This is a genomic window from Pseudomonas endophytica, assembly GCF_001411475.1.
Classification (GTDB): Bacteria; Pseudomonadota; Gammaproteobacteria; order Pseudomonadales; family Pseudomonadaceae; genus Aquipseudomonas; species Aquipseudomonas endophytica.
In genome coordinates this window covers 1-12,903 of record NZ_LLWH01000020.1, presented here as the reverse complement: position 1 = coordinate 12,903, position 12,903 = coordinate 1, and the positions used below count along the sequence as shown (strand labels likewise).

General features: G+C 57.6%; 14 protein-coding genes. 6 read left to right on the top strand and 8 right to left on the bottom strand.

Translation table 11 applies throughout. The annotated features are described in order from the left end of the window. The 8 genes from flgL to AQS70_RS02790 all read right to left on the bottom strand — a co-directional run. Positions 1-450 (bottom strand): flagellar hook-associated protein FlgL (gene flgL, locus AQS70_RS02825; RefSeq protein WP_082428021.1); only part of this gene is annotated, 450 nt, incomplete at its 3' end. A gap of 14 nt (positions 451-464) precedes the next feature. Beyond that, positions 465-2,510, bottom strand: coding sequence for a flagellar hook-associated protein FlgK (gene flgK, locus AQS70_RS02820; RefSeq protein ID WP_055101420.1), 2,046 nt, complete (start codon positions 2,508-2,510; stop codon positions 465-467). Between the two features lie 10 nt (positions 2,511-2,520). After that, positions 2,521-3,762 carry a flagellar assembly peptidoglycan hydrolase FlgJ gene (gene flgJ / locus AQS70_RS02815; protein ID WP_055101419.1) on the bottom strand — a complete coding sequence of 414 codons (1,242 nt, stop codon included), beginning with the start codon at positions 3,760-3,762 and terminating at the stop codon, positions 2,521-2,523. A 10-nt stretch (positions 3,763-3,772) separates the two neighbouring features. Then, positions 3,773-4,882, bottom strand: a complete 1,110-nt coding sequence (locus AQS70_RS02810; RefSeq protein ID WP_055101418.1) for a flagellar basal body P-ring protein FlgI — start codon at positions 4,880-4,882, stop codon at positions 3,773-3,775. Between the two features lie 12 nt (positions 4,883-4,894). Continuing rightward, on the bottom strand, positions 4,895-5,590 hold the full coding sequence (gene flgH / locus AQS70_RS02805) for a flagellar basal body L-ring protein FlgH (protein WP_055101417.1): 696 nt from the start codon (positions 5,588-5,590) through the stop codon (positions 4,895-4,897). Between the two features lie 21 nt (positions 5,591-5,611). Then, positions 5,612-6,397, bottom strand: coding sequence for a flagellar basal-body rod protein FlgG (gene flgG / locus AQS70_RS02800; protein ID WP_055101416.1), 786 nt, complete (start codon positions 6,395-6,397; stop codon positions 5,612-5,614). Positions 6,398-6,443: 46 nt separating this feature from the next. Beyond that, positions 6,444-7,184 (bottom strand): flagellar basal body rod protein FlgF, encoded by a 741-nt coding sequence (locus AQS70_RS02795; RefSeq protein WP_055101415.1) that lies wholly within the window; start codon positions 7,182-7,184, stop codon positions 6,444-6,446. Between the two features lie 341 nt (positions 7,185-7,525). Further along, a complete protein-coding gene (locus AQS70_RS02790) occupies positions 7,526-9,091 on the bottom strand; it encodes a sigma-54-dependent transcriptional regulator (protein ID WP_055101414.1) in 1,566 nt (521 codons plus the stop codon). A 277-nt stretch (positions 9,092-9,368) separates the two neighbouring features. Here AQS70_RS02790 and phhA point away from each other — a divergent pair, with 277 nt between their 5' ends. The 6 genes from phhA to AQS70_RS02770 all read left to right on the top strand — a co-directional run. Then, on the top strand, positions 9,369-10,160 hold the full coding sequence (gene phhA / locus AQS70_RS02785) for a phenylalanine 4-monooxygenase (protein ID WP_055101413.1): 792 nt from the start codon (positions 9,369-9,371) through the stop codon (positions 10,158-10,160). Between the two features lie 45 nt (positions 10,161-10,205). Then, positions 10,206-10,562, top strand: a complete 357-nt coding sequence (locus AQS70_RS02780; RefSeq protein ID WP_055101412.1) for a 4a-hydroxytetrahydrobiopterin dehydratase — start codon at positions 10,206-10,208, stop codon at positions 10,560-10,562. Continuing rightward, a complete protein-coding gene (locus AQS70_RS02775; protein WP_055101411.1) occupies positions 10,562-11,758 on the top strand; it encodes an amino acid aminotransferase in 1,197 nt (398 codons plus the stop codon). The genes AQS70_RS02780 and AQS70_RS02775 overlap by 1 nt, the downstream gene beginning before the upstream one ends. A gap of 265 nt (positions 11,759-12,023) precedes the next feature. Then, a complete protein-coding gene (locus AQS70_RS24160; protein WP_277620572.1) occupies positions 12,024-12,155 on the top strand; it encodes a hypothetical protein in 132 nt (43 codons plus the stop codon). A gap of 87 nt (positions 12,156-12,242) precedes the next feature. After that, complete coding sequence (locus AQS70_RS23820) at positions 12,243-12,419, top strand: hypothetical protein (RefSeq protein ID WP_164488175.1); 177 nt, start codon at positions 12,243-12,245, stop codon at positions 12,417-12,419. A gap of 36 nt (positions 12,420-12,455) precedes the next feature. Further along, on the top strand, positions 12,456-12,903 hold a 448-nt coding region (locus AQS70_RS02770), incomplete at its 3' end, for an MFS transporter (protein WP_338152628.1).

Sequence of the window (12,903 nt, the reverse complement as noted above, 5' to 3'; positions counted from 1 at the left end):
GTCGTGGTTGCGGGGATACGGCTGGGTGTCTGGTTTGGGGCCGGAAAACATATAGTTGCCCGACGCATCTTTACTGTTCAGCAGGCTAAACACTTGGTCTTCGATACTGCCCAATTCGTTGGCAATCGCAGTACGGTCAGCGTCGACCGTGACACCACCCGCCCGCAGCGCCAATTCACCGGCTTTTTGCAGCGCGGTATTGATGCTGTCGAGCACGCTTTCTTGATTGCTCAGTGAGGCCTTGATGCTGTCCATGTTGGCGGAATACTGGCCCAACATGTCCTTTTGCTGTTGCAGTTGCAGCAAGCGCGCCGCACCGACTGGATCATCAGCAGCCGTCTGAATGCGCACGCCGGAGTCAATCTGTTGCTGAGTCTTGATCACCGACGAGAAGTTGTTCTGGTAGGTGGTGCTGGTCGACTCAAAAAACTGGGCAGTAGAAATACGCATCGTCGAATGCTCCCTTAAAGACTGTTGATCAGCGTGCTGAAGGTTGCTTGCGCCGCTTTAATGATTTGCGACGATGCGGTGTAGTACTGCTGAAACTTGACCAGGTTGGACGCTTCTTCGTCGAGGTTGACCTGCGACACCGAGTTGCGAGTTTGCGTGGCATAGGCCAACGCTGCGGTGTTAGCGGTGCCGTCAACGCTGGCTTGGCTGGCTTTGCCGCCCACCTTAGCCACCAACTGGCTGTAAGACGTCCCCAAGCTCACACCCCCGCCACCGCTGGTGACACCCACCGTTTGCTTGGTTTGCAGGCCCAGTAATTGGTTGGCGTTGCTGTTGTCAGCCTTGCCGTCCTTGTTAAAGCGAATGTCGAAGCTGTCGCCTTTGGCCGGGGAGCCGCTTAGGGTGGTGTCGAAGTTCACGGTTTTCGGCGTGCCGTCCGGGTTGCTGACCGCAGCGCCCGAGGCGTCGAGTACCGGCACCTTGATCGTGACTTTGTTGTCTTGCCCCGGCACAAGGGTGCCTTCGCCGATTTTCTCGCCCTTTTCGTTGAGTACGCGATAGCTCTGGGTGCCGCCGCTGGCTTCATCAAAGCTAATGCGCACAGGCATCGCGCCTTCGATTTCACTTTGCGCTTTGCCCAAGTCGGCGCCGCCGTAAATATCCAATGCTTGCGACAGGCTCAGACCGCTCGCGGCGCCGGTGCCGCTGTTGGAGCCGCCCTTGACGGCCACCAACGGCCCGGCGAACGCCAATTTACTGGCATCGGTCATTTGCACATTGAGGCTGCTGGCACCCGTGGCCGTGGGGCTAACTTTAAAGCTATCGCCCTTGCTCAGCGCACCGCCATTGAGGCTCATGCTGAAACCGTCGATCACTGCGGGCGGGTCTTGATCGAGCTTAAAGGCGCCCATGTTGGTGCCGTCGGAACGTTTGACCGTGTACTCGTTGTCGCTGCTAAAGGTGACTTGATAATCGTAAGTCGTCAGCGCGCCGCTGTTGCTGATGTTGACGTTCAGGTTGCCGGAGCCTGCGCTGTTGCCAGTCGCGGCCAAGCTGCGCTGGCTAATGGCCTTATCACTGTTGATGCTGCTGAACAGCGACGAGCCAAACTCACCATTGGCGTCCAGCCCCTGACCGAGTTGCTGGTTGACCGCATCCGCCAGCACGATGGCTGAGCGCCCCAGTTCATTGATGGCCGGTGCCAGTACGTCCGAGCGATAACGCAATAAGCCGCCAATTTTGCCGCCGGTCAGCACCGAAGTGACGTCTGAACTGGACTGCGGGTAGTTAATTTGCAGGCTGAACTGGCTTTTGTCGGTTTTGCTCGGCACCGCCGACAAGGTATTTGAGGTATCGCCCTGCACCAGCGCCTGACCTGTGCCGAGGGTGATGTCGTACACGTTGTCGTGTTCTTGAACGCTCACGCCGACCAGTTCATTGAGGGTGCGCACCGCTTCGTTGCGCGCATCCATCAGATCATTGGGCGTGTTACCCGCGGTGGTGGCCTGGGTGATCTGCTTGTTCAGCGAGGCAATCGTGGCCGTGTGCTGGTTGACCATGGAACTCAAGGTGTCCAACTGGCTGTTAATGCCTTCATTCTGTTGATTGAGCTGGGTCGAGATCGAATTAAAGCGGTTGGCCAGGGTTTGCGCGCCGGTCAGCAGCAATTGCCGCGAGGAGCTGTCCGCAGGCGATCCGGCAGCGGTTTGCAAGGAGGCGAAGAAGCTGTTGAGGGCCGCCGAGACTCCAGTGCTTTTGTCTGAGAGCAACTTATCAATCGAGCCGATTTGGTCGAGATAGGCTTGAGCGTCACCATTGAGCGAGGTGGTGGTTTGCAACTGGGCGTCGAGGTACGAGTTGTAGACCCGGCGCACGTCGGCCAAGGTGGTGCCGGTGCCGATAAACACCCCGCTCACCGCCTGCGAGCCCGCGCTGCTCTGCACGATTTGCTGACGCGAGTAGCCCGAGGTATTGGCGTTGGCAATGTTATTGCCGACCGTGGCCAAGGCCCCTTGGCTGGCATTGAGCCCTGACATCCCGATGTTGATCAAACTCGCCATGGTTCAAACCTTATAAGTGCGTGAGAGAACCCGTCGAGACGTAGCTCTGGTAGGTTTTCATTTGCTTGGCAATCTGCGAAATCTTGCTCGCGTATTCAGGGTCGGTCGCATAACCGGCCTTCTGCAATTCACGAACAAACTGCTCTGGTTTATCGGCTGCGTTGAGCACTTCTTTATAACGTTGGTTGCTCTGTAACAGGGTGACTAAGTCGTGGAAGCTGTCTTGGTACGAGTCGTAGGAGCGGAAGTCTGCCGTTTCTTTGACTTTCTGCCCGTCTCGGAACTCACTGGTGATGGCACGTGCCTGCGCACCTTGCCAACTGCCGGTGGCCTTGATCCCGAATAAGTTGTGGCTGCTGTCGCCGTTTTGTTGACGCATCACCGACTTGCCCCAGCCGGTTTCCAGTGCCGCTTGCGCCACCAGATACAACGGGTCAATGCCGATACGCTCGGCAGCTTGCTGGGCCATCGGCAACATCGTGGCGACAAACGCATCTGGCGACGCAAATGCCTGCTTGGCCGGGGCCAGAGGCGGCTGGGCCACGGCGCGGCCATAAACCTGCATCCGACCCAGCACGCCGGAGGCACTAAGCATCGGCTTGCGGCTGCTGTTGATCACCGCGTCCATCGAGGCGCTGGTACGGCCTGGCACGCTGCTGGTGTTGAGGGTTGAACGCGCAGGGTCTGCTGACGGCACAATCCCGGCCAACAAACGGTCGGTCAGCTTACTGGGTAAAGCCAAACGACGCTGGTTGAGCAGCACCATGTCATTTTTGTGCCCGCCCTCAGCGGCAGGCGCAACCACCCGTGCTGCCCACAAAGCGCGCTGGCCATTGGAGCGCACAAAGGGGCTGTCAGGCGCGGTTGCTACGGCTTGCGCGGTGACCGCGGGGGTTTCAGCCCCTTGACTCGGCACCACTGACTTGTTTTTCGACATTTGGCGCATCAGCACATCGGCCAAGCCAATGCCCCCGCCCTGCCGGGACAATGTCACCGACAGTTGCTGGTCATACATTTCTTGGTATTGCTTGGCCGCCGGGGTATTAAGCGGGTTGTCCTTGCCCAGTACTTCGTTGGCCGAACGCATGGACTTGAGCATTTCGTTAAGGAACAGCGATTCGAATTCCTGCGCAACCTTGCGCATATTGCCGTCGCTGTCACGGTCGCCCACCTTCAGGGTGTTCAGACGATTGAGGTCGCTAAACGCTCCCGAGTCGCTACCACCGATTGCCCCGCTGTTACGCATGTCCATGGGCTGCGCCTCAAATCACGATCAGGTCGGCTTGCAAAGCGCCGGCCTGTTTCAGCGCTTCGAGAATCGCCATCAAATCGCCTGGCGCCGCCCCCACTTGATTCACTGCCCGCACCACTTCGTCCAAGGTCGTGCCCGGCCCGAACTTGAACATCGGCTTGGCCTCCTGCTGAGCATTGATCCGCGAGCGCGGCACCACGGCGGTTTGGCCGCCAGACAGCGGGCCAGGCTGGCTCACTATCGGGTCTTCGGTAATGGTCACGGTCAAACTGCCGTGGGTAACAGCCGCGGGCGATACCTTGACGTTCTGCCCGATCACAATGGTGCCGGTGCGCGAGTTGATGATGACTTTGGCCACCGCCTGCCCCGGATCAACCTCAAGGTTTTCCAGAATCGACAGGTAATCGACGCGCTGGCTTGGGTCCAACGGCGCAGTCACACGCACCGAACCGCCGTCAATCGCCTGCGCCACACCCGGCCCCAGCAGTTCGTTGATTTTGTCCACCACACGCTTAGCGGTGGTGAAGTCCGAGCGGTTGAGGTTCAGGGTCAGGCTATTGCCCTGATTGAAACCGCTGGGCACGGCACGCTCAACCGAGGCGCCGCCCGGAATCCGCCCGGCAGAAGGGATGTTAACGGTGATTTTCGAACCGTCACGGCCCTCGGCATCAAAGCCACCGACCACCAAGTTACCTTGGGCAACCGCGTACACGTTGCCGTCAATGCCCTTGAGCGGCGTTAACAACAGCGTCCCGCCGCGCAGGCTTTTGGAGTTACCAATCGAGGACACGGTGATGTCGATCACCTGACCCGGCTTGGCGAAGGCTGGCAGTTCGGCGCTGATCGACACCGCGGCGACGTTTTTGAGCTGCACGTTGCCCGAACCCGGCGGCACTTTAATGCCGAACTGCGACAGCATGTTGTTAAACGTTTGTAGGGTAAACGGGGTTTGCGTGGTCTGATCGCCCGTACCGCTAAGCCCGACCACCAAGCCATAACCGATCAATTGGTTAGAGCGCACGCCGGAAATGCTGGCGATGTCTTTCAACCGCTCAGCGTGGGCGCCTAGGGCTGTCGACAGCAGCAGTACGGCTGCCAGCAGATGCTTGAGGTTCGGCATGTTCGATCCGGTTTAAAAAGGGAAAAGTGGGCTTAAGAAAAAGCGGTCAAACCAGCCAGGCTGGCTGGCATCGGCAAATGAGCCGGTGCCCGAATAGGTAATGCGCGCATCGGCCACACGGGTTGAAGGCACCGTGTTATCGGTGGCAATGTCATCGGCGCGAACCAAACCGGCGATACGGACTAATTCGTCCCCGGTATTGAGGGTCATCCACTTCTCGCCGCGCACGGCGATGATACCGTTGGGCAGAACATCGGCCACGGTCACCGTGATTGAGCCGGTCAAACTATTGCCCTGCCCGGCCTTGCTGTCACCCTTGGTTGCACGGCTGCCGCTGTAACCAGCATTAAGGCTTAAGTCACCACCGCCCAACGGATTATTGGTGGTTAAGCCACCGCCAAACAGCGAGGTCAGACCGATGTCGGTCTTACTGTTTTTGCCAATGGCCGAGTTGGCGTTTTTACTCGCCTGAGTTCTCTCGTTGAGGGTGATGGTGATGATGTCACCGACCCGGAACGCTTTGCGGTCGCTGTACAGGTTCTGTTCAAAGCCTGCCTGATAGATCGAACCGTTGTTGGCGGCGGCGGGCAGCGGCGTGCGCGGCAGCACCGGCGCGTAGTACGGATCGTTAGGGCGTGGCGGCGGGCTGACACAGCCTGCCAAGAAGGTAATACCGCCCAGTGCCAGAACAGAAATAAAGCGTTTCATGACCTCTCCCGCCTCACTTAATTACAGATTTTGCGTCACAAACGACAGCATTTGATCGGCGGTGGAGATCACTTTGGAGTTCATCTCGTAAGCGCGCTGAGTAGTGATCATGTTGACCATTTCTTCAACGGTGCTGACGTTGGAGGTTTCGAGCGTGTTTTGCATGGTCATACCAAAACCGTTCAAACCTGGCGTGCCGACTTGCGGCGCGCCGCTGGAGGCGGTTTCCAGAAACAAGTTACCGCCCTGGGATTGCAAACCGCCCGGGTTGATAAAGTCAGCGGTCTGCAGGTTGCCGATCACTTGGGCTGCCGGGTTGCCGGGGATGGTGACCGACACGGTGCCGTCTTGGCCGACGGTAAAGGTTTGGGCATCGGCGGGCACGACAATCGCAGGCTCCAAAGCAAAGCCGCTGGCCGTGACGATCTGGCCGTTGGAGTCCAAGTGGAAAGTACCGTCACGGGTGTAGGCCGTGGTGCCATCCGGCTGCATGATCTGGAAAAAACCCCGACCATTAATGGCCATGTCCAGTGGCTGCTCGGTGGTTTGCAAGCTACCGGCGGTGAAATTCTTTTGCGTGCCGACAATCCGCACACCGGTGCCCACTTGCAGACCCGAGGGCAGCTCGCTGTCTTGGGTCGACTGCGCGCCGGGCTGGCGTTTGATCTGGTAGAGCAAGTCTTGAAACTCGGCACGATCACGCTTAAAGCCGGTGGTCGAAACGTTGGCCAAGTTGTTGGAAATTGTCGCCAGGTTGGTGTCTTGTGCCGCCAAACCCGTTTTTGCAACCCACAGTGCGCCTAGCATGCGTGCTCCCCTCGTGCGCCGGTTTTTCGGCGCAACGTGTCAGTAATTAGCTCATTGCCATGACGCGCGTCATGGCCTGATCGTCTTCTTTGGCGGTATTCATCATTTTGATGTGCAGCTCGAACTGCTTGGCGAGGGCCAACACCGAGGTCATCTCTTCGACGGCATTCACGTTGCTGGCTTCGAGAAACCCCGAGGTCACGCGCACCGTGGCATCAGCCCGTGCAGGCTGGCCGTCGACGGTGTGGATCAAGCCGTCGAGGCCCTTGGTCATGTTTTGCAGGTTTGGCTGTACCAGCTTAATGCGGTCCACTTCAGCCATCACCCGCGGCCCCTCGCCCATCGCACGGACACTGATGGTGCCGTCTTGGCCGACTTCAATTTGCTGCTGCGGCGGCACGGCGATCGGCCCGGCGTTGCCCATAATCGGCATGCCGTTGCCCGCACGCAGAATGCCCAAAGAGTCCACATTCATACTCGCGGTGCGCACATAGGCTTCGCCGCCATTGGGCGCTTGCACGGCCACCCAGCCATCGCCATTCACGGCGATGTCCAAGTCGCGGCCGGTTTCTACCAGCGCGCCCGGGGTGAAATCCGTAGCAGGCCGCTCGCTCAAGGCAAAAGCTCGGGCCGGAAAACCGTCACCAAAGACTGGCATCGAGCGCGCTTGCTCCAGATCACGCTGAAAGCCGTTGGTTGAGATGTTCGCCAGATTGTTGGCATGGGCCTTTTGCGCCAAAGCGTTCTGACTGGCGCCGGTCATTGCCACATAAAGGTACTTGTCCACGCTCTTTCCTCTGCCTGTCGGACGCTTGCCGCCCACCGCTGTACTACGGAGGTACTAGCAATTTGCGCACCAACTTTAATTTGACGGCGCAAAAGGCTTTATGTGTGGGGCTTGAGGCGTCTTGGCGGCTGAGGTTTAAGGGCTTGCAGACGGGAAAACGGCGCGGTTATGCCGATAGCGGCAAATGGTGACCCGCAGGAACTGCCGCAGGCTGCGATCTTTTGATGTTGCGGTAGAAGATCAAAAGATCGCAGGCTACGTCAGCTCCTACGAAAACAGATAGGCACTCAAACACCGTGCGCGACAGCGCGGCGTCTGAACGACAGGGAATCTCCTACATTTCACGATTCCTTGCCCGGCTTGATGATGTCGTGCTCACGCAATTTGTTGGCGATGGTGGTGTGCGACACGCCTAGGCGCTTGCCCAGTAAGCGACTGCTCGGGTGTTCGGCATACAACTGTTCCAGCACCGCTTTTTCGAAACGGCCAACGATTTGGTCCAGCCCGCCTTCCATCGAAAAATCGCCCAACGGCTGGCGCACGCCGTAGTCCGGCAAACGAATGTGTTGCACTTTAACCACTCCGCCGTCACACAACGACACTGCTTGAAACAGTACGTTCTCCAATTGCCGCACGTTACCCGGCCAGTGATAGTGGCTCAAACGCTCCATGGCTGCTGGCGCAAGCCGCGGCAACGGGCAGCCGATTTGCCGACTGGCTTGATCCAGAAAATGCTCAACCAACGGCTCTAGCCCATCCAGACAATCGCGCAATGGCGGGATGTGCAATGACAGCACGTTGAGGCGATGGTAAAGGTCTTGGCGAAATTCGCCTCGGGCACACAGTTCAGACAAATCAACCTGTGTGGCGCACATCACACGTACATCGAGGTAAACCTCTTCGTCACTGCCGACCCGGCGAAAGCAACCGTCCTGTAGAAAACGCAGCAATTTAACCTGCAAACGCGGGCTCATTTCGCCCACACCATCGAGAAACAGCGTACCGCCAGCAGTCAGCTCCAATAAGCCAAGCTTGCCTTCGGCCCGCGCGCCTTCAAACGCCCCCGGCCCATAGCCGAACAACTCGGTTTCGGCCATCGACTCGGGCAAACCCGCGCAGTTCAGCGCCATCAGCGGCGACTGACCTCGCGGGCTGGCCAAGTGACAGGCGCGGGCCAGCAATTCTTTGCCGGTGCCGGTTTCGCCTTCTATTAATAGCGGTGCATCCAGCGGCGCCATGCGTCGGGCTTCACGGACCACGGCAGCCATTACCTTCGAGCTTTGGAAGATGCTGTCAAAACCGCGCAGTTCTTGTTTGCGCACGTTGTAAATTTGCTCACCCAAGCGGTCGGCGCGGTGCAGCGTCAGCACCGCCCCGGCCATGGCTTCGCTGTCATCGTGCTCCAGTTGCAGCGGTGCAATGTCGGCTAAAAACACATGGCCCTTGATCTTGACCCGCAGGCCATTGATCCGTGATTTATTGGCCCGTACCAGCTCAGGCAAGTCAAAGTCTTCGGCATATCGCGACAGGGCAATCCCCGGCACTTCATCGACCCGCACACCGAGCAACTGTGCTGCGGCGCGGTTAGCGGCCACAATCGAACCGAGCATGTCGATCGACAAGACCGGAAACTCCAACGCTCCGAGCAAGGCATTGAGTTCCATATGCCTGCGCTCGCTGGGCATCAGCCCTACACGCTTAACGCCAAAAACACCGGCAATGGTTTCAAATTTCGGCCGCAGCGCTTGAAATTGCAGGTTGATCAGATTGGGGCAATACAGATAGATCGCGTTGCCTTGGTCGCCGCCTACCTCCCCACGTTTGACGTTGATGCCGTAGGCGACCAACAGGTTAAGAATGTCCCGCAGGATGCCAATTCGGTTTTGACAGTGAACTTTGATACGCATGGGGCAAGGCTCAGCAATGGGCGGTCAGTCACGTTGAACGTCGGCTTTTTTGTTCTCAGGCGCATTTCACTGTCACGTTTTTGTGACGGTTTTGCTACCACACGACCAATAATGACAGCCGAAACCTGTTTGCGTAACGAAATATTTACGATTTTTCGATTTCGCTGACTGGCACGCGTCTTTCAACCCACTGCGCCGCGCGCACGCTTGGGGTATCACTTAGGCAACGAAACCCGCTGCCAAACAATAAAAAACGATTTCTCTTGCGGAGAGCCCCATGAAGCAAACGAAATACGTCGCCCGTGAGCCAGACGCTACTGGCTTTATCGAGTACACACCCGAAGAACACGGGGTGTGGAATACGCTGATTACCCGCCAGCTCAAGTTGCTCGAAGGCCGCGCCTGCCCTGAATACATGCAAGGCATCGAAAAGCTCAACCTGCCACACGACCGCATCCCGCAATTGAGTGAGATCAACCAAGTGCTGGGTGAAACCACTGGCTGGCAAGTTGCCAGGGTGCCGGCGCTGATCCCCTTCCAGACCTTCTTTGAATTACTGGCGAGCAAGCAGTTTCCAGTGGCGACGTTTATTCGCACACCCGAAGAGCTGGACTACCTGCAAGAGCCGGATATTTTTCACGAGATTTTTGGCCATTGCCCATTGCTAACCAATCCTTGGTTTGCTGAGTTCACCCACACCTATGGCAAGCTTGGCCTGCAAGCGTCTAAAGAACAGCGCGTATATTTGGCCCGCCTGTACTGGATGACCATTGAGTTTGGCCTAGTGGACACCCCACAAGGCCAACGCATTTATGGTGGTGGCATTCTTTCTTCGCCTAAAGAAACGGTTTACAGCTTGTCGTCAGCACCTGAACATCAGGCATTCGACCCGTTGGAAGCGATGCGTACACCGTATCGGATTGATATTTTGCAGCCGCTGTATTTTGTCCTGCCGGACTTGAAGCGACTGTTTGACTTGGCCCACGAAGACATCATGGGCATGGTCGAAAAAGGCATGGCATTGGGGCTGCACGCCCCTAAGTTCCCGCCCAAGCCTAAAGCGGCCTGACCCATCATTTTTCTAAACCAATAAAAAACCATTCAGGAAGACACCATGAACACATTGAACCAAGCCCACTGCGAAGCCTGTCGCGCCGATGCCCCACAGGTCAGCGACGAAGAGTTGCCGATTCTGATCAAGCAGATTCCAGACTGGAACATCGAAGTTCGCGACGGCGTCATGCAACTGGAAAAGGTTTTTCTGTTCAAGAACTTCAAACACGCTCTGGCCTTCACCAACGCCGTCGGTGAAATCTCTGAAGCAGAAGGCCATCACCCAGGTTTGCTGACCGAGTGGGGCAAAGTCACCGTGACCTGGTGGAGCCACTCGATCAAAGGGCTGCACCGCAACGACTTCATCATGGCTGCACGCACCGATGACGTGGCCAAAACCGCCGAGGGCCGCAAGTAATGCATTTTGCAGCCATTGGGCGGGTGCCGGGCGATCCGATTCTGGGGCTGATCGACGCCTACAACCAAGACCGCAACCCGAACAAGTTCGACTTGGGCGTGGGGGTTTATAAGGACGCCAATGGTCTGACGCCGATTTTGCAGTCGGTCAAGCAGGCCGAACAGCGACTGGTGGATCAGCAACTGACCAAGAGTTACATCGGCGGCCACGGTGATAGCCGTTTTGGTGAGCTGATCAGCGAACTGGTACTGGGCGCTGACTCGCCGCTGCTCAAAGCTAAGCGTGCAGGCGCGAGTCAAACCCCTGGCGGCACCGGCGCATTACGCTTGGCTGCCGATTTTATCGCGCACTGCCTGCCGGGGCGTGGGATCTGGCTGAGTGACCCGACTTGGCCGATCCACGAAACGATCTTCGCCTCAGCCGGGGTCAAGATCAGCCACTACCCGTACGTGGGCAGCGACAACACCCTCAACGTCGAGGCCATGCTGCAAACGCTGGAGCAAGCGCCTATCGGCGATGTGGTGCTGCTGCATGCCTGCTGCCACAACCCCACCGGTTTTGACCTGTCGCAAGACGACTGGTTAAAGGTGTTGGAGGTAGTACGTCGTCGTGAATTGCTGCCGCTGATCGACTTTGCTTATCAGGGCTTCGGTGACGGTCTGGAAGAAGATGCTTGGTCCACTCGCCTGTTCACAGCCCAATTGCCCGAAGTGTTGATCACCAGCTCCTGCTCGAAGAACTTCGGCCTTTACCGTGAGCGCGTCGGTGCATTGATCGTGTGCGCTGGTGACGCCGAAAAGCTGACGGACGTGCGCAGCCAACTGGCCAATCTGGCCCGCAACCTGTGGTCAAACCCGCCAGATCACGGCGCGGCGGTCGTCGCAACCATTCTGGGTGATGCGCAACTCAAAGCCCAATGGGCAGACGAAGTGCACGCCATGCGCAACCGCATCGCACAGTTGCGCAGCGGTCTGGTAGAAGCACTCGCGCCGTTTGGCTTGGCTGAGCACTTCGCCCACATCAACCTGCAACGCGGGATGTTTTCGTATACCGGCTTAAACGCTGAACAAGTGCAGGTACTGCGTGAAAAACACAGCGTGTATATGGTCGGCTCAGGCCGCGCAAATATAGCCGGAGTGGACGGCACACGCTTGGATGCACTGGCCAAAGCCATTGCCCAAGTCTGCACTCGCTAAACACACCTCCTTGGCCTGCACATAACACCGTAGGAGCTGCCGCAGGCTGCGATCTTTTGATCTTTACAAGCAGAAGATCGCAGCCTGCGGCAGCCCCTACAAAAAAAGGTGGCGGGCGATCCTTGCACGATGAAAATTCGCCCTATTCGGCGCCAGACATCATAAAAAGACAAATTGTCACACTCTCTCCTGTATCCTGCCCAAGCTTTTTAAAAGCGCCGATGTACCCAGCGATTTAAAAACACGCCTTGCGAGGAGCGCGACGATGCACGAGATCCCAAACCTCCCCTTCCCAAGCCTGCAAGAAGATCAGCAGCCAACCCCGCAACACACCAGTGGCGAAAACCCCGCACTGGAAGAGGCCCAAGAAAGCCTCAAAGCCGACAGCGAAGACTGACCGGTTACATCAGGCGGTGCGAAAAGCTTCTGTTTTTCACACCGCCTGACACAATTGCACCACCCTTCTCTTCTCACGGATTTAAGCGTGACTGACTCCTTTAGCGACACACAGACCCACGTGCTGATCGGCACTGCCGAAAAAATGATCGAACTTTGGCAACGTCTCAGCCCAGAGAAACAAGCCCTGCTGCTTAAACGCTTCGGCACTCAAGAAAACGCACTCGCTGCTTTAGTCGCGACACAATTGGTTGCACCGCTATAATCTGTAGCCAACCGCTCCCCGCAGGACCCCAATCCAATGCCTGAAACACAGCGCCCGATGGCTATCACGCTGCAAGTGGTGTCTATCGTTCTGTTTACCTTTATCGGCTATCTAAACATCGGCATCCCGCTGGCCGTACTGCCCGGATACGTTCACAACCATCTCGGCTATGGCACCGTCATTGCGGGCTTGGTGATCAGCGTGCAATACCTCGCGACCTTGCTGAGCCGCCCCTATGCCAGCCGAATCATTGATGTTCAAGGCAGTAAACGCGCAGTCATGTTCGGGCTAGCGGGTTGCGGCCTGAGTGGCGTGCTGATGCTGGTGTCCAGCTGGCTATCGGCAACACCGACTTGGAGCCTGGCCTGCCTGTTACTCGCGCGTTTGGTATTGGGTAGCGCAGAAAGCTTGGTCGGATCCGGCTCTATCGGCTGGGGCCTTGGCCGGGTGGGCGCCGCCCACCCTGCCAAGGTGATCCCTTGGA